Annotated in this window: 25 protein-coding genes; 6 read left to right on the forward strand and 19 right to left on the reverse strand. The window is 43.6% G+C overall.

The window, feature by feature from the left end:
- The 4 genes from E1163_RS23755 to E1163_RS23770 form a co-directional block, all read right to left on the reverse strand.
- The coding region (locus tag E1163_RS23755) for a DUF998 domain-containing protein (RefSeq protein WP_155175078.1) at window positions 1-575 on the reverse strand (575 nt) is incomplete at its 3' end.
- A 121-nt stretch (window positions 576-696) separates the two neighbouring features.
- Window positions 697-1,251 (reverse strand): NADPH-dependent FMN reductase, encoded by a 555-nt coding sequence (locus E1163_RS23760; RefSeq protein WP_155175035.1) that lies wholly within the window; start codon window positions 1,249-1,251, stop codon window positions 697-699.
- Window positions 1,252-1,266: 15 nt separating this feature from the next.
- On the reverse strand, window positions 1,267-1,689 hold the full coding sequence (locus tag E1163_RS23765) for an SRPBCC domain-containing protein (RefSeq protein ID WP_155175037.1): 423 nt from the start codon (window positions 1,687-1,689) through the stop codon (window positions 1,267-1,269).
- 17 nt (window positions 1,690-1,706) lie between these two features.
- Window positions 1,707-2,498 (reverse strand): class I SAM-dependent methyltransferase, encoded by a 792-nt coding sequence (locus E1163_RS23770; RefSeq protein WP_155175039.1) that lies wholly within the window; start codon window positions 2,496-2,498, stop codon window positions 1,707-1,709.
- 92 nt (window positions 2,499-2,590) lie between these two features.
- Here E1163_RS23770 and E1163_RS23775 point away from each other — a divergent pair, with 92 nt between their 5' ends.
- Window positions 2,591-3,592, forward strand: a complete 1,002-nt coding sequence (locus E1163_RS23775; protein ID WP_155175041.1) for a TIGR00341 family protein — start codon at window positions 2,591-2,593, stop codon at window positions 3,590-3,592.
- 461 nt (window positions 3,593-4,053) lie between these two features.
- Here the strand turns inward: E1163_RS23775 and E1163_RS23780 are convergent, their stop codons facing one another.
- Entirely contained in the window at window positions 4,054-4,311 is a 258-nt protein-coding gene (locus E1163_RS23780; RefSeq protein ID WP_155175043.1) for a hypothetical protein, read from the reverse strand.
- A 125-nt stretch (window positions 4,312-4,436) separates the two neighbouring features.
- Between E1163_RS23780 and E1163_RS23785 the strand changes: the two genes are divergently transcribed.
- Window positions 4,437-4,634, forward strand: coding sequence for a helix-turn-helix transcriptional regulator (locus E1163_RS23785; RefSeq protein ID WP_155175045.1), 198 nt, complete (start codon window positions 4,437-4,439; stop codon window positions 4,632-4,634).
- Between the two features lie 468 nt (window positions 4,635-5,102).
- On the opposite strand, the gene E1163_RS23790 is transcribed toward E1163_RS23785, so the two are convergent.
- The 5 genes from E1163_RS23790 to E1163_RS23810 form a co-directional block, all read right to left on the reverse strand.
- On the reverse strand, window positions 5,103-5,879 hold the full coding sequence (locus tag E1163_RS23790) for a phosphatase PAP2 family protein (protein ID WP_155175047.1): 777 nt from the start codon (window positions 5,877-5,879) through the stop codon (window positions 5,103-5,105).
- A 273-nt stretch (window positions 5,880-6,152) separates the two neighbouring features.
- Window positions 6,153-6,725: a DinB family protein gene (locus E1163_RS23795; RefSeq protein ID WP_155175049.1), complete on the reverse strand. Its 573-nt coding sequence runs from the start codon at window positions 6,723-6,725 to the stop codon at window positions 6,153-6,155.
- 55 nt (window positions 6,726-6,780) lie between these two features.
- A complete protein-coding gene (locus E1163_RS23800) occupies window positions 6,781-7,317 on the reverse strand; it encodes a Crp/Fnr family transcriptional regulator (RefSeq protein WP_155175051.1) in 537 nt (178 codons plus the stop codon).
- A 9-nt stretch (window positions 7,318-7,326) separates the two neighbouring features.
- Window positions 7,327-7,902, reverse strand: coding sequence for a YdcF family protein (locus E1163_RS23805; RefSeq protein WP_155175053.1), 576 nt, complete (start codon window positions 7,900-7,902; stop codon window positions 7,327-7,329).
- A gap of 168 nt (window positions 7,903-8,070) precedes the next feature.
- Window positions 8,071-9,075, reverse strand: a complete 1,005-nt coding sequence (locus tag E1163_RS23810; protein ID WP_246223852.1) for an MBL fold metallo-hydrolase — start codon at window positions 9,073-9,075, stop codon at window positions 8,071-8,073.
- 227 nt (window positions 9,076-9,302) lie between these two features.
- Here E1163_RS23810 and E1163_RS23815 point away from each other — a divergent pair, with 227 nt between their 5' ends.
- The 4 genes from E1163_RS23815 to E1163_RS23830 all read left to right on the forward strand — a co-directional run bounded on the left by E1163_RS23815 (window position 9,303) and on the right by E1163_RS23830 (window position 15,444).
- Window positions 9,303-9,866: an RNA polymerase sigma factor gene (locus E1163_RS23815; protein WP_155175055.1), complete on the forward strand. Its 564-nt coding sequence runs from the start codon at window positions 9,303-9,305 to the stop codon at window positions 9,864-9,866.
- An 87-nt stretch (window positions 9,867-9,953) separates the two neighbouring features.
- Complete coding sequence (locus E1163_RS23820) at window positions 9,954-10,949, forward strand: FecR family protein (RefSeq protein WP_155175057.1); 996 nt, start codon at window positions 9,954-9,956, stop codon at window positions 10,947-10,949.
- Between the two features lie 127 nt (window positions 10,950-11,076).
- Window positions 11,077-14,247, forward strand: a complete 3,171-nt coding sequence (locus tag E1163_RS23825) for a TonB-dependent receptor (RefSeq protein ID WP_246223853.1) — start codon at window positions 11,077-11,079, stop codon at window positions 14,245-14,247.
- 78 nt (window positions 14,248-14,325) lie between these two features.
- Window positions 14,326-15,444 (forward strand): phytase, encoded by a 1,119-nt coding sequence (locus E1163_RS23830; protein WP_155175059.1) that lies wholly within the window; start codon window positions 14,326-14,328, stop codon window positions 15,442-15,444.
- 40 nt (window positions 15,445-15,484) lie between these two features.
- Here the strand turns inward: E1163_RS23830 and E1163_RS23835 are convergent, their stop codons facing one another.
- From E1163_RS23835 to E1163_RS23875, 9 genes are all read right to left on the reverse strand, one after another.
- Complete coding sequence (locus E1163_RS23835; RefSeq protein ID WP_155175061.1) at window positions 15,485-16,465, reverse strand: transglutaminase domain-containing protein; 981 nt, start codon at window positions 16,463-16,465, stop codon at window positions 15,485-15,487.
- A 122-nt stretch (window positions 16,466-16,587) separates the two neighbouring features.
- Entirely contained in the window at window positions 16,588-17,079 is a 492-nt protein-coding gene (locus tag E1163_RS23840) for a hypothetical protein (RefSeq protein WP_155175063.1), read from the reverse strand.
- A 79-nt stretch (window positions 17,080-17,158) separates the two neighbouring features.
- Window positions 17,159-17,395, reverse strand: coding sequence for a DUF3303 domain-containing protein (locus tag E1163_RS23845; protein ID WP_155175065.1), 237 nt, complete (start codon window positions 17,393-17,395; stop codon window positions 17,159-17,161).
- 68 nt (window positions 17,396-17,463) lie between these two features.
- Window positions 17,464-17,823 (reverse strand): TfoX/Sxy family protein, encoded by a 360-nt coding sequence (locus tag E1163_RS23850; protein ID WP_155175067.1) that lies wholly within the window; start codon window positions 17,821-17,823, stop codon window positions 17,464-17,466.
- 121 nt (window positions 17,824-17,944) lie between these two features.
- A complete protein-coding gene (locus E1163_RS23855) occupies window positions 17,945-18,721 on the reverse strand; it encodes an arylamine N-acetyltransferase family protein (protein ID WP_155175069.1) in 777 nt (258 codons plus the stop codon).
- Between the two features lie 52 nt (window positions 18,722-18,773).
- On the reverse strand, window positions 18,774-19,250 hold the full coding sequence (locus tag E1163_RS23860; protein WP_155175071.1) for a GNAT family N-acetyltransferase: 477 nt from the start codon (window positions 19,248-19,250) through the stop codon (window positions 18,774-18,776).
- 79 nt (window positions 19,251-19,329) lie between these two features.
- Window positions 19,330-19,845, reverse strand: coding sequence for a hypothetical protein (locus E1163_RS23865; protein ID WP_155175073.1), 516 nt, complete (start codon window positions 19,843-19,845; stop codon window positions 19,330-19,332).
- Between the two features lie 178 nt (window positions 19,846-20,023).
- Window positions 20,024-20,455 carry a MarR family winged helix-turn-helix transcriptional regulator gene (locus E1163_RS23870; RefSeq protein ID WP_155175075.1) on the reverse strand — a complete coding sequence of 144 codons (432 nt, stop codon included), beginning with the start codon at window positions 20,453-20,455 and terminating at the stop codon, window positions 20,024-20,026.
- A complete protein-coding gene (locus E1163_RS23875; RefSeq protein WP_155175077.1) occupies window positions 20,455-20,934 on the reverse strand; it encodes a glutathione peroxidase in 480 nt (159 codons plus the stop codon). Before E1163_RS23875 ends, E1163_RS23870 begins: the two co-directional genes overlap by 1 nt.
- Between the last annotated feature and the right edge of the window lie 102 nt (window positions 20,935-21,036).

A 21,036-nucleotide genomic window follows, 5' to 3' on the forward strand; every position in this document is an offset into this window, starting at 1 on the left:
AAAGCTTCTTTTTCCGTTTGGAGCCAAACACATAGATAAGCCAGCCAAATGACATGATGAAGATCATCCGCTGCCAGATGCCGGCAAAATCTGATATACTGAACATCAAGGTAGTGAGCAATATGGAAAAAACACCCACCAACATCGCCACCCACCGGTCGTACATGTGCTTGAATATAAATGCCATGGAAAACGCAAACATGGTGAATGAGAAGCCGGTTAACAGATGAAAACACTGAATGGATCTGATGCTCGCGATGGCTATAGTCAAGTGTAATATCAATTGGGGCGTGACTGTAAATAGCCACAAACACCAACGAAACACCGAAAACCAGCAGTACTATTCGCTGCAGCCAGTAGTTTTTTAAAAATTTCCAGCCTGCGGCCATTACAGACAAGCCCAGGGCGACAAAGGTAACATTCATAATCCAGGCATTGGGGGTGGACTGGGCTCCCAACTGGCTGGTAGTGTTTTTCACCAGACTATAGTCACTTGCACTAAAGGGTGGCAATAAAAACATCACCACTATTAATAAAACATAAGCTAAAACAAAGTACAAGATCTTGCTTTTCATCCATTACATAGTTTGTGAATCGTACGGCTGAACTGGTCACTGGTTACTGGTCACTGGTTACTGGTCACTGGTTGCTGGTTGCTGGTTGCTGGTCATTGGTTGTTGACTGACAATTCGCCGGCTATTCCTTACCCAATGCCTCCTGCTCAGCCATTTCAATGGAGGCTATCAGCGAATTAACCAGGTTTTTGAGCTGGCTTATAATGTCCTCATCCGTGATCTCTCCATCTTTTATTTTTCCCCTGACACCCCTGATCAGCAGCCGGGAATCTTCCGGAAGGCTACATTCCAGGGTGGTCATAATTAAATTCAATGATTTAAAAGCCTTTTCCCCGGAAGCTGAAGCCACTATGGTTGCTAATGGTTTCCCGGAAAAGATAGTTGTGGCCACATTCCATTCAATAGCATTCTTCAAACTCCCCGGCAGACTGAAAACATACTCCGGTGTACATATTAACACACCATCTGCATTTTTGATCTGCTCCTGAAACTCCTTTACCACTTCCGGACTGTTTTCCCCGGCAAGGTCAGGGTTAAAATGGGGTAGTTTATCTATTCCATCATATATTTGTACGTCGAGTTCATCTTTGTACCAGTCTGCTATGACCTGTAAGATTGCCTCGTTTGACGATTGCTTTCTTGTACTACCGGATATTGCCAGTATTTTCTTTTTCATTACTATCAGTTTTTATCAGTTTTTATTTTTGCTCAATGTTTGAGCTATCTTTTCCATTACATTGTCCCAATAGGTCTTCATCTCCACCCTCTGCGCCTTATCCAGAAGCTTTTCCTGATGAAAACAGATCGTAGTGCCAAATTTAGCTTTAATTAACCTAACCTGAAGCGTGGACGTATTGTCCCACTCCTGCTTCGCCCAGGTCATGCGGATATGGGAAAAAGGCTTCATCAGCCTCAGCTTGCCTACAATGCCCTCCCTGGTTTGAAAAGGTTGCTGCAATTCCAGCTCGCCCGGCAATGTTCCCAGCCAAATGCGCAAGCCTTCATTAGAAAACATATACTCCCAAGCATCTTCAAGCGACAGGTCAAATGTTTTCCTTTTTCCGAACTGATAGCCTACATCTTTGGTCAAACCTACTTCTTTTACATCTTCCATGGCTTCTTTATTTAATATTAAACCCGCTGTTTGTTACCAACAATAAACAAATAGTCCCCTGAGTCATTTTGATAAGATTGAATTACCTCTTCCACTTTTCCGGAAAGCATATCTTCCTTCAGCGCTTTCAACCCTGCTTCTACTTCCAGTGCATTGGCCAGTGAAGAAAATGAAGAAATACCCCGCCTGATGTCAGGATTCAAATACAAATCGGGCTTGTGCTTGCCGCTGTACAGGAAAAAATCCTGCAGGTCTGGCTCTACATTATATTTCTCCAATTCAAGCACGGCAAACCCTGCACTTTCCATGGCAGCAGTTACTTTATGAAGAGCCGGCATCTGAGCCATAGACTGTTTCAGCATCACCGGGAAGTAATAGTTTAGCCAATAGCCTTCCATCTGCTCAGGGGTTGAGGTAAATATAACTATTCTCCCTCCGTCCCTTATCACCCTACTCAGTTCCGAAAAGCCGCTGGCAAGGTCAGGCCAGTGATGAATGGTGAGTGTGGCTACAATACCGTCGATGCTGTCGCTCTCCAGCCCGGTGTTTTCGGCCATACCAATTTTCCATTGAACTTCCATACCGGCTGCCCTGGCATTCTCCAGCATAGTCTCCGAAGGGTCAATCCCAATCATATGCACACCCATGCGCTGTAGTGCAGTGGTATAATTGCCGGTCCCGCACCCTATATCAAGATACAGCTTGTCAGTTTCCGGATTAAGATGGGCATAGATCCTTTGCAAAAGGTATGGGTCTGCTTTGCGCGTGCAGTTGTAATTTATTCCTATGGAATCATATTTCACTGACATTCAGATCGGTTGGTTTTCTGAAAGAATGATAGAGGTTTTAATAACTTTAAATTACAATTTTCCCTTAAATTTATAGGTCAAATAATACAAAAATGGCTTTACGTCTTGTTGAAATCATACTTCCCGAATCGGAAAAGGAAAGCTTTAAAAAAATCCTTGAGAACGATGCGGTCATAGGTTTTTGGAAGGACACATCGGGAGAATCAGGAAACCTCATCAAAGTATTGCTGCCGGTTGGTGAAACAGAACCATTCCTCGATGAACTTGAAAAAACATGTGGCCATGCCGAAGGGTTTCAGGCTGTAATTTTACCCGTAGAAGCTACTGTACCCCGGTATGAGGTAAAAAAAGACGAAGAAGAAATATCTCCTGAAGAAAAAAAGAAAGCTCTTTTGAGGGTAAGCCGGGAGGAGCTGTTTTCAGATATTAAAGACAGCATGAAGTTCAGCAGGGTCTATATAGCCATGGTCGTATTGTCTACCATTGTGGCCGCCAATGGGCTGATGCGTGATAATATTACCATTGTAATTGGCGCTATGGTTATTGCTCCACTGCTCGGCCCTAATGTCGCCTTTGCTCTGGCCACTACCCTTGGCGACCTGAAGCTTGGTCGTGATGCACTAAAAATCAATATTTCCGGCCTTTTCATAGCCCTGGTGTTATCCATTGGTTTTGGATATTTCATCAATTTCAACCAGTACAGCTCCGAGCTTTTGGCACGAACTGAGATCTCCATTTCCGATGTAGCCCTGGCTCTGGCCTCAGGTGTAGCCGGTGTGCTTGCCTTTACAAGTGGCGCCTCCAGCGCCCTGATCGGGGTAATGGTGGCTGTAGCATTAATGCCTCCCTTGGTAACCATGGGCTTATTTTTAGGCTCGGGCAACCATTCCCTTGCCTTAGGGGCTTTATTGCTCCTGCTAACCAATGTCATCTGCCTTAATCTGGCAGGCATCCTTACCTTTCTGGCCCAGGGCATCCGCCCCCGAACGTACTGGGAAGCTGCGAAAGCCACCAGGGCCACTCGTACAGCAATCATCCTTTGGGCGGTACTGCTAGTTATTTTGATCGCTGTGATTTATTATGCGCGGGGGTAAAGCGGTGTGTTTGGTGAGCGGTGTGTTGGTGAACGGTAAGCGGTGTAATAGTGATCGGTAATCAGTGCATTAGTAATCGGTGAAGGTGAAATTCATAGTTAAAAGCTGGATTATATCACTTCCAAGCAGATGTCTCTCGAAGTTTAGTAAGCGGTAGTCGGTTACATAGTAATCAGACTTTATCAGCCACCGATTACCCTAACACCGATCACTGAATACTAACTATTCCCAGCAGATGTCTCTCGAAGAGGACTCTGCGCTTTTCTGGGCAGAAATCCAATTATTTGTAGTATTTATATCCAAATGAGCAGATGTTTTATAAGTCCGTGCAAGACACCCTCCGGCCTGCGGCCACCTCCCTCCAGGGAGGAGTTAGTGCGCAATAGTGATTCATAATACCAGTGTATTTAAGTAGTTACAATGAGCCATAACAGAAATTATAGCCTCTAGACCCTCATTAGTTATTTTTCTTCAAATGTCTTTTTTGACAACTCTAAAAAGAAGGTGTTAACCTGTTGTATTAATTCTGTTAAATCCGGATAAGCATTGTTAAAGCTTTCCAACGCCGCAGAATTAGCTCCTATAATTTGCCTTGAAAAGAATACAAGGTCTTCGTCCAATTCAGCCTTTCTTAGGAAAAATGCCTCAATTGCACACTGTCCTACAAATTGTTCGAATTGCGCCTGGTTTTTAATATTTATCAATTTTAAATGTTTCATACAATTCTAATATATACTTAAAGAATTTAAAAATATACTTAAAGTATATTAACTCCAAACATTTCAAAACCTTTTTGAATATTTAAATACACCTAAAGTATATTTACTATATAATTACCCGTAAGATGAAGGAAAAATTAAACCGGTTAAAGGTTATAATGGCTGAGAAAGAGGTGAGTGTTGCTGAATTGGCGAGGAAGGTCAATAAGCACGAACAAACAATTATAGCCTACAGAAATAATGTAAAACAACCTCCTCTCAAAATGATTTATCAGCTAGCTGAGGCGTTGGAAATTGATCCGTGCGAACTATTGGTTAAATAGCTGCTTTCGTCTGTACTTCCACAAAGTACTAATACAATTCACTATTTGCAGTTACACCACATACCCATATCACTTCCTAACAGATGTCTCTAGAGGTTTACTGAGCGGTAATCGGCACATAGTAATCGGTAAATTCAGGGGCAGAAATCAAATTATTTGCAGTATTTACCATCCAAACCAGCAGATGTTTTATAAGTCCGTGCAGGACACCCTCCGGTCTGCGACCACCTCCCTCAAGGGAGGAGTTGGTGCGCAATAGTAATTAGCAATGCTAGTCAATATGAGCCGCAGTGTATTTAGCGGCAGGTGTAGTGAGCGATAATCGGTAAATTATAGTAATCGGCAAATAGAATGTACTGGACACAGCCTCCGGCTACCCTAAAACCGATCACTGAATACTCAACGATTCCCAGCAAAGTAGTAATCTCTCAAAACACCAGAAGCCAGAAACCAGTAACCAGCCCCTAACTATAGCTTCAAGTTCAGATAAACTCCCGGGCCTTCGCCGGTGTAGGACGGCAAGAGTGTTAGCCTGTTCTCTTTTTTATCTTTATCACCCCATCGGTCGAGCCATTTAGTCAGTTTGTATTTATGGGTGAGATACACGAGTTTGGTACTGAGGATGCCTACTCCTGCACCTACTAATACATCGGGAAGCCAGTGGTGATTATTTACAACTCTGAGGGCACCTGTAGCTGCTGCAAAAGAGTAACCTGCCACGCTATACCAGGGGCTCACGTCTTTGTATTCATAGTGCATAAAAGTAGCGGTGGCAAATGCCCTTGCGGTGTGGGCAGAAGGGAAAGAGTAGCCTCCTCCTCCGGGCCGCTCCATATGGAAGCCGCGTTTCATAGCGGTGGTAATGATATGTTGTACCAAAATGGACTTCGCCAGAATAATGGTACGCTCACCGAAGTTGTTCTTTCCATTTATCCCCACAAGGTTGAGTCCGTAAACCATAGCCACCGGAGCATATCGTAACTTGTCATCAATATTGGTGGGGATCATTTGCGGTTCTTCCAGAAATTCGCTCTGAATGTTGTATTTACTTACATCGGTGTGGTGGTCTACCGACATGGTGGTCAGTGCCGCGGCCGACAGAAACATAGGTACGGCAGCTATTTTGAAGGACTGTCTTTGGTGCCATTTGAGCGTTGTTTTTAATGTGTCATTTTGCGCATAGGCAATTGAAGTGATGAGCAGCAATACAAGCAGTAACTGCCCTTTTTTGATTGTTGATAGCATAAAAAATCAGAAACAAAGTTTAAAAAATTATTCTGTTGGGAGAGAGTGTGCAAAAGCGGCTTTCGGAACAAATTCACGTAAGTATACACTACTCACCCAATTTGTAATTTACAAAATAAACTGGTCTTTTGCACTGACTTTCAGACAGAATACATGCTGTATCCTTACAAGGCTGATTTTTTATGTTAAATTGTATATTCTGATTTTAATGACTTCCAAATGGTCTGCTTTACCCTATATGGAGAGTTTATCAAATCACGTTGAAATTGCACATTATGCTGTAGCCAAATTGGTTTTCTTTTGGCCGGCAAGTACCTTTGCGGCCTGCACCAAATGCCGTTGGTTATGATAGATAACCACCCGAAAAGTATCACCCAGGCGTAATTTCAACAGTTTAGTGATGCTGATGGCCGTTTTGGTTTTGGTCAGGTCTTTATGTCTCGCCTTATCCAGCAGTTCCAGCATTTTCTTCTGCTGCTCAATAAACCTGTCCAAAGTGGTGATATCGAGTTTACTACCTAGTGGGTTTTTATCCTTAAAAGTTTTCATTTTGTTGAGCTTCTCCTTTGGAAGCATACCTTCCGCGAAATAGTTGCCTATGACACCGCTTTTGAAAAGTTGAGCAGGTCCGTGGTTACTTGCAGACATCCTTTTGGCTATTTCGGGCAGATAAAAATCACCGTATAGATTGAGGTGCTCCATACACTCCAGTATACTCCAACTCTCACTGGCACTTCTCCAGTTCAGCTCTTTTAATGTGAGGGTTTTGAATTTTTCGGCCTCATTCAGGTTCTGTCTTGTTCTTTCGATGAGATCGGCGATTAATGCTTCTGATGCTGTTTTCATAAATCTTTTTTTTTGTAAAGCTCTTAATTGCCGGATTGAAAAACATTGATCGAAATCAAGACTTTTTAATTCTTGAAAGTGTTTCAGGGGTCATGCGCAGATAAGAAGCAATGTATTTATGAGGCACTTCCTGAAAAAGCTGCGGACTACGCCTTAGCACCCTTTCATAACGTTCCAATGGTGAAGAAGTAAGCAGGTCTCGCTCCCTTTCCATCTGCTGGTAAACCAGTTGCTCCAGTATGGCATGCCATAATCTAAGGTTTTCTGCATCACTTTGCATGAACTGCGTGTAAACAGCTTTGGAGATCATTTTGAGTTCGGTCTTTTTCAATGCCTGAATATAAAAGTCAGAAGGTTTTTCGGTGATGAATGAGTCCAGAGCAGCAATGAACGACCCCTGATAGCCAAATCGTATGGTGTGTTCTTCAAACTCATCAACCACATAGACTCTCAATGTACCGGAGACTACATAATACAATCGGGTATCAATACTTCCCCTTACTTTTAAATGCTCATTGCGACTCAGCACCGGATAACTTTCCCAAAGCCCCGCCGCTTCAATTTTATCATGCAGATGAGTGATCAGGTTCATAGCCAGTCATTAATGCCTGAATAAAAGATTCAGGTTGTAGTAAAAGGATTCGTAAACGAGGGCATCAAGTTTAGCATCCCATGAACGATACATGGATGTAGGCGTGGGAGAAGGTTTGCCATTGATCCCATGGCTGTCACTAATCCTCATGGCCCGCTTCATGTGCAATGGGTCAGATACGATAAGGGCCGTCTTCATTCCATGGTTATCCATCAATATCTTCGCGTTCTTCAGGTTTTCGAACGTAATGCACGATTTCTCTTCAATAAACATTTTCGCTTCGGGCACTCCTTCTTCAACAGCATACAACATAGCCGCTTTGCTGTCAGACATGCTTTGCCCTTCCCCAAAACCTCCGGTAAAAATTATATGATCCACTATGCCTTGTTGGTACAGGTTAATGGCATGATTGACCCGCTCTTTAAAAACAGGCGACAATTTACCTTCATTTGTACCTGCTCCCAACACTATGGCGACGTCAGACTTCTGATCATAGTACTTTGTTGAATACAGGTAAATGCGGTAAGTATTAAACAGATACCATGTAACAAATAAGGAAATCCCTATAATCAGATATTTTTTCATTTGTATTTATAAAGCTGACATTAGGGTTAAAGATAAGTCATTTGAAAAGACCTCTAACTACTTCTTCCACCACTCCGATGCCGGTATTTCTGTATCCAAAACTATGGCCTGGCCGATTATTGGCGTTGCTACCTTTACATTCAATTCCCTGGCCTTTTTCAGGGCACGCTATACAGGCTCTTCCCATGGGTGCAAGGCCAGCTTGAAAGCTCCCCAGTGAATGGGCATCATCACTTTGCCATTCAGATCGATATTGGCCTGCACGGTCTCTTCGGGCATCATGTGTATTTCAGGCCACTGCTCGTTGTACTGCCCGCATTCCAGCATGGTGAAATCAAAAGGGCCGTATTTTTCACCAATTTGCTTAAAGCTACTGTCATACCCGGAGTCGCCGCCGAAAAAGATATTACTACGCTCTCCCCGTACTACCCATGAGCACCATAATGTGCTGTAGCGGTCGAAAAGGCCGCGGCCTGAAAAATGCCGGGCTGGTGTAGATACCAGCTTTATCCCGTCAAGCTCCGCCTCCTGCCACCAGTCAAGTTCAGTTATTTTTTCTTCGCTGACTCCCCAATGCTTCAAATGTGCTCCTATGCCCAGGGGAACAAAAAATTTATCTACCTTATCCTTCAAAGCTACTATGGAACCATAATCCAGGTGGTCGTAATGATCATGGGATATCAGCACGGCATCCAGGTGGGGCAACTGCTCTATGGGTAAAGGGAGGGTATCGTTAAACCTACCCGATCCTAACCATGGGTGCGGTGAAGGTACCTCGCCAAGCATCGGGTCAAGAAAGATCTTTTTCCCATCCATTTCAAGCAGCACGGCAGAGTGACCGAACCACGTGAGCCGGGTGAGCGAATCAGGGTGATCTTCAAAATATTCGGAAGACACTTTTACCACGGGTATTGACCAATCCGGCATTTTTCCCTCATTGGTAAAATAATCAGGGATGGTGCCATAGCTCATGCTTTTCATAACCACGGTTTCTTCAAGGTTGTGAAACTTCCCGTCTTTGTAGTTCGGTGAGTTTTTCATCCTCTCAGCACTTTTTCCCTCACTTTTCGCTCCGAACTGCGGAGACATATTCACAAACAGCACACCTGTGATCAGTACAAGCCCGATTGCAGATACTATGATCAATAATGTCATTTTTAGTATTCTCTTCATTTAATTTATTCCGCGGCTTTGCTAATCATGCCACTTGTTTAGAAACATAAATGCTAATACGGTTTTTCCGGCCGGCTGTTGCCACCCTACCCTCTGAACCATAAGCTACAAAATTTTCTTTTAACGCTTATTTCATCGCCCGGCTCCCAAAACTTAAAAATTTCATAATCAACATACTTTGAAAATGTTGAGCCGAACTACAAATTTTACCTCCGCAGCACAATGTCATGACCAGAGAAGACGAACTACTACTTTTTAAGAAGATCCGTAATGGCGATAAAAGAGCGCTGGACATGCTCTTCAGGAGCTATTATTCGACACTCTGCAACTTCTCCTACTCCATTGTAAAAAATACCGACCTCGTCGAAGAACTTGTTGCAGACATTTTTTATATACTCTGGCGTGACTGCAAACATCTGGATATAAAGAAAAACCTCAAGGCCTACCTGTTCACTGCCGTGAGGAACAAATCGCTGGAGGTGATCCGTAAAGAACAAAAATCAGCAGGTATGCATACGGAGCTTGGCAGCATGTACCTCTCACACGAAACCCCTGAAACAAGCCTGCTCTATAATGAGCTGAACCTGCGCTATCAAAAAGCCTACGAAGCCCTGCCTGAAAAGTGCCGGCAAGTGTTTAAGCTACACAAAATAGACGGTCTCAGCTATCAGGAGATCAGTAATATCCTCGACATCTCCATCAAAACTGTTGAAAACCAGATGGCTAAGGCCCTCAAGCTGATCCGCACTGAGATCAGTCATTATCAGTTGCGATCATTACCCAAAAGTTAATCAGGACATTCCGGGTTTAACAATTTGATAACCATACCGGCGTAGGGGTACGCACTTCATTTTAAACTCTTTAGGGGTGAGTAACCGATGAAGAGAAAAATTGTGATACCGGAAAAAGCACTGATAAAATTCCTGGCTGATGAAGCCAATGAAAATGACATTGATCAACTGCATCAATGGCTTTCTAAAGACGCCAACAACCATAAAATCCTTACCGAATGGATGGACGCATATTATCATCAATACAAAAACGAAATGGAATTTGACGTGGTCAAAGGTTTTGACCTGCTCAACCATAAGATAAAGGAGCAGGCTCCGGCCCGGCATAAGACTCTTGATTTCACCTACTGGATGAAATTGGCGGCCACCCTCTCCATACCGATGTTGGTAACACTGGTTTTATTTTTAAACAATTCGTTGAAGTCAAACCAGGTGAGTATGGTGGAGAAGAGCAACCCTTACGGGCAAAAGTCCATCATTCAGCTAGGTGATGGCACCATCGTGAAATTGAATGCAGGAAGCTCTATACGATACCCGGAGAAATTCTCTCGGCAGGAAAGAAAAGTGTACCTAAAGGGTGAGGCCTTTTTTGAAGTAACCAAAGATCCTGACAGGCCTTTTCTGGTAATGACTGAAGAAATACAAACCAAAGTACTGGGTACCTCTTTTAACATCTCGGCTTATCAGCATGATCAGGAAATTACAGTTTCAGTGGCTACCGGTAAAGTTTCTGTTTCGCACAACAGCGATGCTCAGGTGTACCTGGAGCCGTCGGAACAGGCACGGTTTGTAAAAAACGACAAGCAACTATCCAAAACCAAAATCGACCTGAATAATACACTGGCCTGGAAGGACAATGTGCTGCTGTTTGATGCCTCCTCCTTTGCTGAGGTGAAACAGAAGCTGGAAATGTGGTATGGCGTAGAGGTAGACCTGAAAAACATGCAGGAGTCAAAATGCCTGATCACCGGAAGGTATAAAAATGAGAACCTTGTGAATGTACTCGAAGCCATCAGCCTGAGTACCGGTATCCGCTACGAGAAAAAGGACGAAAAAATAACCTTTAAAGGAAAATGTAAATAAAAAGCCCCGCCCATGAATTGGGCAAGGGCTTTCCATTGATGATTTCCGGGTTAGCATGCCTGACAAACAACTAACCCGGCGCTTAAAGTTAACACCGAAAAAGTATGAACCTTAAACACTTAAAACTATGAAAAAAAACTTACTGAAAGCAATTCAGGTGTACAGTAAGTACACGCTGTATGGCCTGGCCATGCAGATAATCCTCTTTAGTACGCTGGCCGCCTCTGGTATGTCTGCGCAAAGTGTATTTGAAGTGGAGATTAACTCAGATATGAAAAAGGGCTCCCTTTCAGAGTTCTTTACCGTAATAGAAGCCAACTCTGATTTTAGCTTCACTTACAGCCCGAGTCAGGTTGACCTGGATGCAAAAGTAGATATACGCGACGAGTATAAAACAGTGGGTGAATTGCTGACCAGGATTGCGGAAGACGCTGATGTAAAATTCAAGCAAATCAATTACGCTATCATCGTCAGTAAAGATAAAAGCCGGTTCAGGTTAAATGCCGAAGACAAAGGCAAAATCACCGGCAGGGTGCTGGATGAAAACGGCCTTCCGCTCCCCGGAGCTGCGGTAATGCTGGCCGACCTCACCAATGTTGGCGCTATCACCGACAGTGAGGGCAACTTTGTAATCCTGAATGTGCCTCCGGGAGAGCATAGGGTTAAAATATCGTTCATTGGCTACCAGGTTTATGAGCAGCCTGTAGTAGCAGAGGCAGGCCAGACTATAGCTGTTAACCTGACTATGGAACCCGGCACCCTGGTTGGTGAAGAGATCCTGATCATGGGTGACCGCTTAAAAGGTCAGGCCAAGGCACTTAACCAGCAAAAAACGAATCAAAATATTACCAATGTGGTAGCTTCTGACCAGATAGGAAGGTTTCCTGATGCCAACATCGGAGATGCCATCAAAAGGATACCTGGTATAACCATGCAAAACGACCAGGGGGAAGCCAGGGATATTATCATCCGTGGCCTGGCCCCTGAGCTGAACTCGGTAATGCTCAATGGCGAGCGCATCCCTTCGGCAGAAGGTGATAACCGCAGGGTGCAGATGGACCTTATCCCGGCTGACATGATCCAGACCATTGAGGTAAGCAAGGCAGTAACTCCGGACATGGATGCCGATGCTATTGGTGGCGCGGTAAACCTGGTGACACGTTCTGCACCCGGTGGCTTAAGGATCTCAGGCACACTGGCCAGCGGGTATAACTTCCTTTCTGAAAAGCCTATCTGGACAGGTGGCCTTATCATAGGTGACAGGCTCTTTGATGATAAACTTGGCGTGATCGTGAGCGGCTCATACAATGACCATGACTTTGGCTCTGACAACGTAGAGGCGGAATGGACCGAAGGTGATAACGGTGCTTACATAGAGGAGCTTGATATTCGCAAATATCAGGTAAGAAGGGTAAGAAGAAGCCTTTCTGCTGCTCTGGACTATAAGATCAACAACAACCACTCGTTGTACCTCAAAAGCATGTACAACCATAGAGACGACTGGGAAAACAGGTACAGGGTAACTTTTAAAGATATTGGCGAACCTGATGAAAACGGTGTCTCTTTCGTAGAAGCCATAGACCGGCAAACCAAGGGCGGCATAGATTCAGGCCGAAACGACAATGCCCGCTTAGAAGACCAAAGGGTCAGGAATATAACATTAGGCGGAGACCACCTGCTTGGCAATATCAAGCTCTCCTGGTCTTCCACCTATGCAAAAGCCTCTGAAGAGAGACCCAACGAAAGGTATGTGCAGTACACGGCAGAGCCCGAGGTGGAAGTAGACGGTGAAGACGAACCTCAGGGTATGCTGTTCATCCAGGATATATCAAATCCTAAAAAGCCAGTGCTGAGACCTACAGGTGGTGATGGTTTTTCATTGGGTGGAAATGATCCTGCCCTTCAGAATTATTCACTATTTGAGCTGGATGAACTCACGGAGGAAAACCAGCTTACCGAAGAAACTGACTGGAGCTCAAGACTGGACCTGCAGCTTCCTATGGGCGAGTTTTCATTCCTGAAATTTGGTGGTAAGCTAAGGCTGAAAGAGAAATCCCGTAAGAATACTTTTATGGAGTATGAGTTTGTCGATGATGAATTTGAAACACTGGATGCAGTGCCCAACAAGGATATGAGCGACCCGGACTTCCTGGCAGGAAGCAGTTATCAGACTGGTGTTTTGGCCAGTGCGGAATGGCTGGGCTCGTTAAATTTCAACAATGCCGTCCAATTTGAAGGTGAGGACAAACCGGAAGAATACCTCCCGGCCAACTTTGTAGCCAACGAAAATATCATTGCCGCTTATGCTATGGTAGACCATCAGTTTAGCAGCAAGCTATCTGTTATCGGTGGGTTAAGAATGGAAAACACCAGTATCGAGTACACCGGTAATGAGTTGATCCTGGATGAGGAAGGAGACGTTGCGGGCATATCTTCTGTTACGGATGAAGACAGTTATACCAATATATTACCCGGCCTCCACTTCAAATATGATGTTACCAACAATACCATCCTTAGACTGGCCTGGACTAACACCATTGCAAGGCCTAATTACTACAACCTCGTGCCTTTCAGGGAAGTAAATCTTGAAGACAATGAACTGACGGTCGGCAATCCGCTGCTAAAGCCAACCTCTTCCATGAATTTTGACTTTATGGGTGAGCATTATTTCTCCTCAGTGGGAATATTATCGGCAGGCTTTTTCTATAAGGACATCAATGATTTTATTTATGTCAATCAAACACAGGATTATAACGACGCTACGAGCGGACAGACTTTCGACACTTACTTCCAGCCTCAAAACGGTGGTAAAGCTACCCTTTACGGGGTTGAAGTATCTGCCCAGCGCCAGCTCGACTTCCTGCCTGGTATTTGGAGAGGTTTGGGCATCTATGTAAACTATACTTACAACCACTCCACGGCAGACGGTGTAACCAATGAGGACGGTGAGCCCAGGGAAAGCCTGGAGCTGCCCGGTACGGCTGATCATTTATTCAATGCCTCATTATCATTCGAAACCGAAAAGCTGGTACTGCGTGTTTCGCTCAACCATTCCAGCGACTATATCGATGAAGTAGGTGGTGATGCATTTTCTGACCGTTATTATGACAAACAGACTTTTGTTGACATCAATGGTTCATATGCATTTACGCCACAGTTGAGGTTCTTTTTCGAAGCCAACAACCTGACTAACCAGCCGTTGCGTTACTATCAGGGCATTGAAGAGCGCACTATGCAGATGGAGTACTATAATGCCAGGTTCAACGCAGGGGTAAAATTTGATTTATTTAAAAACTAAAATTAGTAGTTAGTCCTGAGTCATGAGTATTGAGTTTGCCTGGGCTCAGGACTGGTATTTTTAATGAAAACATATACAATGAAATTTAACTATATCTATATATCATCAATAGCTATCATATTCGCATCGTGCAGCCAAAAGCCTGCTCAGGAGGCTACTCCCCCTGAGGTGGTAAGCACAAAACTGGAACCGGTGGTAGTGACCCAACCCGCCGCCAATGACACGGACGACCCGGCCATTTGGATCAATCCTGATGATGCTTCAAAGAGCCTGATCATAGGCACGGATAAAGGCAATGAGGAAGGCATCGGCGCACTGTATGTTTATGATCTGGATGGAAACATTATCAAGGATAAAACGGTAGAGAATATCAAGCGTCCTAACAATGTGGATGTTGCCTACAACGTAATGATCGGTGGAGAGTCCCTGGATATTGCTGTATGTACAGAGCGATATACCAACTCTCTGCGTGCCTTCGCGCTTCCTTCCATGAAGCCGGTTGACAATGGTGGTATTGAGATTTTCCAGGGCGAGGAGCTGCGTGAGCCTATGGGTGTTGCCCTTTATCAAAACCCTGAGAGTGGTAAGCTTTATGCCATTGCAGGAAGGAAGACCGGCCCTGATGGCACTTACTTATGGCAGTACCTGCTGGAAGACGATGGCCAGGGAAATCTGAAAGGCACTCTTGTAAGGAAGTTTGGCGCCTTTAGTGGCAAGGAAGAGATCGAAGCCATTGCTGTAGACAATGAGCTGGGGTATGTCTATTATTCTGATGAAACTTACGGCATCCGCAAATATTATGCGCACCCTGACAGCTCTAATACGGAACTGGCACTGTTTGGCAATCATGGGGAGTTCACCCGGGATCACGAAGGCATATCCATTTTTAAGTCTGAAAATGGCAAAGGCTACATTATAGTATCCGATCAGCAGGCCAACAAGTTCCATATCTTTAGCAGGGAAGGTTCTGAAAATAACCCTCACGACCACAGACTCATTAAAAGTATAGATGTATCAACTTCGGAAAGTGATGGCAGCGACGTTACCAGCCTGCCGCTCAACGACCGCTTCAAACATGGCCTGTTCGTAGCCATGTCTGATGACAAGACTTTCCAATTCTACCGCTGGGAAGATATTGCCGGCGAAGATTTGGAAATAATGGATGTGAAGACGGATAAAGTGCTGAAAGCTCAATAGTTTTTTTAGATTTCTTCATTTGGTTTAGATCTCCAAGGTTTCAAAACCTTGGAGATCTGACAATGGAAGCAACACCTTCCCGTTCGCGGACAATAACTTTATAGGTCAATGCCGGCATTGTATTGATTGAAATGGTAGGTTCATAATAACCTGGTTCATCAAATTTTATGGCAATAGTGCATAAATCTCCATCTCTGACCACCTCAGGCCTAAAACTGGGACTACCTGCATTACGAATCCAAACAGTTCCGATTGGTCCATCTTTAATAAATGAGATGTAAACCGTCTCTCCTTCTAAAATTTCCTTCTCCCCTATTTTTGAGTCTCCCTCAAGTGATTTGATCCACCGAAAAAAGCCGAAATGAACCAAGGGAAAATTAATAAACTCATTTCTCGTAAAACCAATGGATTTAAAAGGAATAGATGACTTCGCCGGATAATGATTATGGTAGAATTTTCTACGGTCAGTAAAAAAATACTCCTCTCTGAAATCTTTAAAAAAATGCCTTTTACTAACATACCCACTACCCCATGTTACATCTATCAGCCTCCACTTATTTCCAATCTTAACCTTGTTCCAGGCATGGTCAACCTTGCCTTGTTTAGCTATATTACGTGGCTCAATTTTAGAAAAGCCAGATTCTATTTCAGCCGGAATACCGGACAGCCTGCAGAGCTCTCTAAAAAGCTCTGAATACCCTCCACACACTGCTGACCTCTCTCTTAAAGTTCTTTTCAGACGAGATTTCAAAGGTCTTTGATAAAATTTTTTCAGCTTAGACCTGTTGTAAAAGAGATCAACATCATATTCGATGTTTTCTGCTATCCATACATAAAAGCTTCTGACCTTCATTTCGTTTGAAGTCAGGTTCCTGGTAAGTTTTCTATGAATAACTTTTAGATTTCTCGACTTGGTATTTAGCTCCCTGGCTTGCGAATCTATGCTTGAGTATTTATTCTGACTATGAACTTCACGGGCAGCAAAAAGCAATAAGGCAAGAATTATGAAGGTTCTGATCATGACTTTTGGGATTAAATTAAAACTATAAACACAGCTTTATAATCCTCTCTTTTTATTTAGTCACAGAACATGATATAATTTTCAGACCTTCAAGGTTTTCGAAAACCTTGGAGGCCTTTCACTTATAATTCAACCGTAAAAGACCGCTCACTTTGGCTGGTCTGGTCCCATTTCAGTTCGTCGTCGTACCAGACTTTTGTGCAGGTGACATTGCTTCCGTTTTGGGTAAATTCGGCTTTTAAGATGCCTGACAGGTCTTCAGTGAATTGTATTTTTATTTCAGTGATGTTGTTTTCAGAGTAGCTGGGATCGGTGTATAAGATAAAAAATGCATCGCCGGATTCTTCAGTAGTCAGGTAGCCCTTCGGTGCATCCAGATTGGCTTCAAAGTACTCTTCCCATTGTCCGTTCACTTTGTAGTAAAGTACAATACCTGCCGGTTCAATGCCGTGCTCAGCAATATCATTGAGCAGGTTTACACCATTCTCATCTACAAACTTCATGATGATTGTGGTGTCCACAATGGTACAGCAATCTACGTCATCATCTTTACAGGAAACTGCTATTGCCGCTACTAAAAGAAGCAGAAAAATTACGTTGTTTAGGTTTTTCATAATACTTGGTTTTCAGTAAATCTAAAGACACCTTAAATGACAAAATGGTTGTAACGAAGTAACAGACAAATTCTTCTGATCAATCAATTGGAAACACTTCAAAATCAGTGTAATCTGCCCACTTATCGATCCATAACTTAAACAGTGACTCATCGTTGGTTTCCATCAGTTGAAAGCATATACTTTCCTTTTCATTTACCCATGAGTTGAGGTAGTGCAAGCCCTCAGGGAGCATCCTTCCCTTTTCATTAAACCTGTCATAAACTTTGTTGAAGCATCCAGGTTTAAACCTTTCCACTACCATGTATTTTTTCATAACTATATTCTGGTCAGACTTCCAAAGATTGTGAAATTTCAGAAGTGATATATTCAGTAAGTAAAATTTTATTTCTTTTTGCTGCTCTTGGCGAAAGGGTTGAAATCTATGGTCTTTTGGATCCAGTATTCCAGGTCTTCATCCATATCAAAGCCTTCGGGATCCACAAATACATAACCTTTCATGGGGCGGCCGGTAAAATCCATGGGTTTGCTGCCTGTTTTCTTCAGCGCTTCTGCTTCGGCCTCAGGCCCTACACGCGCCATCAGGCGGTCTTTGCCTGTTTTTTTATCCGTGTCAAGGCCAATGCACATCTTATCGTTCATGAGAAAGCAACATCCGCCCATCATCTTTTTTTCCTCCACTGCAATATGCTTTTCCCTGAATACCTGATGGATGCGTTCAGCCAAATGTTCGTTATATGCCATGGTATTTGGGGTTTGATACTGATACAATATACTGAGAAATATTCTCCGTTTTGCAATTACCTGACAGGCTTTTTGGGGTCAGAAAATGGAATATTGTAAATGAGCTATGAAATTTTATCTCTCAATTAACGGACCCTGGCTGATGCTTAACCTTCACTCCGAAGTGGTGCCATAGCTCACGGTCGAATGCAGCCTCATCATCAAGCTCGGTTTCCGTTACCTCCTCCCCTGCTTTAATTTTAAGCCTGTTACCGGTTATGGTGATCCTTCCATTTTCGGTAGGCCGTGAAATCAACCTTTTTTGAGTGAAATGTGATTCAGGGCTCGACTGATGATACTGGCACATTTCGCTAAACTCGCTGAAGGCCCTGTCGATATTTTTAAAAATATACTGGGGCACGACTTGCTTACCTTCTATTTTGCTTACACGAAACCAGTTTTCATCCAGCATATCAACCATAAAGTTTCCGCGTTCATCGTGCTGGATGCTATCGGGCTCTATTTTCAAAGGAGCAAAAGTAAATTCCCCAAACCCTACATCAGTCAGATATTCATCCCCATCAATTTCCACGATGACAGCCAAATGGTCATATTCTTTGGAATAACCTTTTTTACTATCAAATACCCTCGCTGAAATGCGTTTTGTTTTATAGCCCAAAGCGAAGAGCAATTCATAAAAAAGCCCATTAAGCTCATAACAAAAGCCTCCACGGCTACCAGCCACAACCTTACGGTAAATTTTATCTACATCAAGTTCGATGTAATGGCCAAAGTGTATATCAAGGTTCTCAAAGGGTATATTCAAAAGATGCGCTTTCTGCAAGTGCTTTAACACTTCAAGGGTAGGCTCCAACACTCCCTCATAGCCGATCTTGTTTAAGTATTCTTCTTTATTCATGGGGTATAAAGCTAAAAAGATGAACAATTATAAGGTTTTACGTGGGTATTCCTTAAGGGTTCACTCTTTCAACATCACCATTATTTACCCTATAAACATCCGGGTTATGTTTTTCCATATACAGCTCGGTTTTTTTCAGGGGTTCAAACCCATACTTTTTATAAAGCCAGGGAGCCGTGTCGGTGAGGAGTATCCAGCGCCTCAGCCCCTGTAGGTTGGGGTGTTCCATGATAAATTGCATCAGCCACTTGCTCAGGCCCATGCCTCGGTATGTTTTGAGCACAAACACATCTCCCAGGTAGGCGATGGTGGAAAAATCAGAAATAACACGGGCAAAACCGATGAGCTTGTCCCTGTCGTACATGCCTATGGCCAGGGAGTTTTCTATGGAAAGTTTCACTCGCTCAAGCGGAATACCATTGCTCCAACCGGACTCACGGGAAAGAAAATCATGAATGGCTTCTATATCGAGCCTGGCTTTATCCGTGGAAATGAGGAAATCCCCCTTAGTGCTTTCAATTATCTTCATGTCAGCCTTAAACGTCAGGAGATGGCCGGAAGTTTTAATAAAAACACCGGCCATCTGCCCTTGAGAGGCAAATCATCTATCAGCCCGCTGTTTCGCTGACTTTAATGTATGTTTCGGTATTGTGGACACCAAATTCATCAGACTCCAGTTTTTCGAAGCCGCTTTGAATAAGGGTATCTCCTTTTATAGTGATGTCAAATTCAAACTTATGATTTTCAGCAGGCCTATAGGTACAATAGTCCAGGTACTCGGTATAGCGGTTCCCCTCAAGGGTATACCTGCCTGCGCCGGATACGAATACCGCAGTTGCGGAGTCTTTGCCCTGGCCAAGGTCATGTTGAAAAAATGAAAAGTGCGTACCGTTCAGCATTTTTAACGCCTCCTTTCCCTGGGTATAATCGGTGTAGGTGGTATCTCCCTGCTTTACTATCCGGGCATGGAGCAGCTTCCAGGTACCGGTTACTGCCGGTTGTTCACTTTCAACAGGCTTAACTTCATTAGCCGGCTGATTTTCAAGTGTTGATTGCGTTTCATTTTTTGCGTTGCAAGATAACAGGGCAACAGACAACAGTGCCCCTACAATGTGTAATTTCATTGGTGCGTAGTTTTATAATAAATAATGATTTAAAATGCACAACAGGGCAGATTGCGCATATAGATGGCTAAAGATAAAGAAGGTTATGTGAAATACTAAACCTTTAGCGCAAAAAATGAAATTCCCGGATTAAATGAAGCCATGCATGGCAACACGGCAACCTGTACCCGGGGCATTGTTAGTCAAATTTTGATAAGAATTTCCACATCAGCTCCCGCATCTGCTTCAGTTCTTCCAGGGGCATATCTATGGCTTCAACCAGATTAGCGGGAATCTCTTCCGCCTGTGATTTTAGCTTATCTCCTTTTTGGGTGAGTTCAATATGCACTGTCCTTTCATCTTCCGTTGAGCGCTCCTTTGCTACCAGACCTTTGTCACGCAGCTTTTTCAGCAGGGGGGTAACAGTATTGGTATTCAGGTAAAGGCGCTTGCACAATTGGCTTACGGTAAGTTTCTGCTCCTCCCACAATACCAGCATGACAAGGTATTGCGGGTAGGTCAGGCCCAGCTTGTCCAGCCAGGGTTGATACAGACGCGTCACCATCCGTGATGTTGCATATATGGGGAAACACAATTGCTCCTTTAAAAGCAAGTGACTCTTTTCTTTCATTAAACTTTCAGCAGTTTTTTGATGTCTTTTTCAATTTTAGCGGGCTTGGTGGTTGGAGAATATCTTTTGTAAGGCTTGCCCTCGGGAGTGACAAGGAACTTGGTAAAATTCCACTTGATCCCGCTTCCAAACAGGCCACCTAGCTGCTTTTTAAGGTAAGCAAAAACCGGATGGGTATTTTCACCATTTACATCTACTTTCTCAGTGAGTTGGAAGGTAACACCAAAATTGATCCTGCAGCTTTCCTCCACGGTATCATTGGTTTCAGGCTCCTGGTCCCTGAACTGATTGCATGGAAAACCCAATACCACAAGTCCCTGATCTTTATACTGCTGATGCAAAGCTTCCAGCCCATCGAACTGGGGTGCCAGACCACACTTTGTTGCTGTATTGACAATTAAAACTGCCTTGCCTTTCAGGTTACTCATTTCAATGGTCTTGCCTTGAGGCGTCTTTACATTCAAATCGTAAAAATTCATAAGTTACTTATTTATATCTTCTATGATTATATCGCACACGACAAAAATAAATGTAAAAATTGACTGCTGCAAATGAGAGAGGTACGAATGAAGAAGCGATCT

The sequence above is a fragment of the Fulvivirga kasyanovii genome, assembly GCF_009711405.1.
In the GTDB taxonomy this organism is placed as follows: Bacteria; Bacteroidota; Bacteroidia; order Cytophagales; family Cyclobacteriaceae; genus Fulvivirga; species Fulvivirga kasyanovii.

Bases quoted from the DNA above. Each gene is read 5' to 3' on its own strand.
- E1163_RS23760 (WP_155175035.1), bottom strand. From the start codon at position 1,251: ATGAAAAAGAAAATACTGGCAATATCCGGTAGTACAAGAAAGCAATCG.
- E1163_RS23765 (WP_155175037.1), bottom strand. From the start codon at position 1,689: ATGGAAGATGTAAAAGAAGTAGGTTTGACCAAAGATGTAGGCTATCAG.
- E1163_RS23770 (WP_155175039.1), bottom strand. From the start codon at position 2,498: ATGTCAGTGAAATATGATTCCATAGGAATAAATTACAACTGCACGCGC.
- E1163_RS23775 (WP_155175041.1), top strand. From the start codon at position 2,591: ATGGCTTTACGTCTTGTTGAAATCATACTTCCCGAATCGGAAAAGGAA.
- E1163_RS23780 (WP_155175043.1), bottom strand. From the start codon at position 4,311: ATGAAACATTTAAAATTGATAAATATTAAAAACCAGGCGCAATTCGAA.
- E1163_RS23785 (WP_155175045.1), top strand. From the start codon at position 4,437: ATGAAGGAAAAATTAAACCGGTTAAAGGTTATAATGGCTGAGAAAGAG.
- E1163_RS23790 (WP_155175047.1), bottom strand. From the start codon at position 5,879: ATGCTATCAACAATCAAAAAAGGGCAGTTACTGCTTGTATTGCTGCTC.
- E1163_RS23795 (WP_155175049.1), bottom strand. From the start codon at position 6,725: ATGAAAACAGCATCAGAAGCATTAATCGCCGATCTCATCGAAAGAACA.
- E1163_RS23800 (WP_155175051.1), bottom strand. From the start codon at position 7,317: ATGAACCTGATCACTCATCTGCATGATAAAATTGAAGCGGCGGGGCTT.
- E1163_RS23805 (WP_155175053.1), bottom strand. From the start codon at position 7,902: ATGAAAAAATATCTGATTATAGGGATTTCCTTATTTGTTACATGGTAT.
- E1163_RS23810 (WP_246223852.1), bottom strand. From the start codon at position 9,075: ATGAAGAGAATACTAAAAATGACATTATTGATCATAGTATCTGCAATC.
- E1163_RS23815 (WP_155175055.1), top strand. From the start codon at position 9,303: ATGACCAGAGAAGACGAACTACTACTTTTTAAGAAGATCCGTAATGGC.
- E1163_RS23820 (WP_155175057.1), top strand. From the start codon at position 9,954: ATGAAGAGAAAAATTGTGATACCGGAAAAAGCACTGATAAAATTCCTG.
- E1163_RS23825 (WP_246223853.1), top strand. From the start codon at position 11,077: ATGAAAAAAAACTTACTGAAAGCAATTCAGGTGTACAGTAAGTACACG.
- E1163_RS23830 (WP_155175059.1), top strand. From the start codon at position 14,326: ATGAAATTTAACTATATCTATATATCATCAATAGCTATCATATTCGCA.
- E1163_RS23835 (WP_155175061.1), bottom strand. From the start codon at position 16,465: ATGATCAGAACCTTCATAATTCTTGCCTTATTGCTTTTTGCTGCCCGT.
- E1163_RS23840 (WP_155175063.1), bottom strand. From the start codon at position 17,079: ATGAAAAACCTAAACAACGTAATTTTTCTGCTTCTTTTAGTAGCGGCA.
- E1163_RS23845 (WP_155175065.1), bottom strand. From the start codon at position 17,395: ATGAAAAAATACATGGTAGTGGAAAGGTTTAAACCTGGATGCTTCAAC.
- E1163_RS23850 (WP_155175067.1), bottom strand. From the start codon at position 17,823: ATGGCATATAACGAACATTTGGCTGAACGCATCCATCAGGTATTCAGG.
- E1163_RS23855 (WP_155175069.1), bottom strand. From the start codon at position 18,721: ATGAATAAAGAAGAATACTTAAACAAGATCGGCTATGAGGGAGTGTTG.
- E1163_RS23860 (WP_155175071.1), bottom strand. From the start codon at position 19,250: ATGAAGATAATTGAAAGCACTAAGGGGGATTTCCTCATTTCCACGGAT.
- E1163_RS23865 (WP_155175073.1), bottom strand. From the start codon at position 19,845: ATGAAATTACACATTGTAGGGGCACTGTTGTCTGTTGCCCTGTTATCT.
- E1163_RS23870 (WP_155175075.1), bottom strand. From the start codon at position 20,455: ATGAAAGAAAAGAGTCACTTGCTTTTAAAGGAGCAATTGTGTTTCCCC.
- E1163_RS23875 (WP_155175077.1), bottom strand. From the start codon at position 20,934: ATGAATTTTTACGATTTGAATGTAAAGACGCCTCAAGGCAAGACCATT.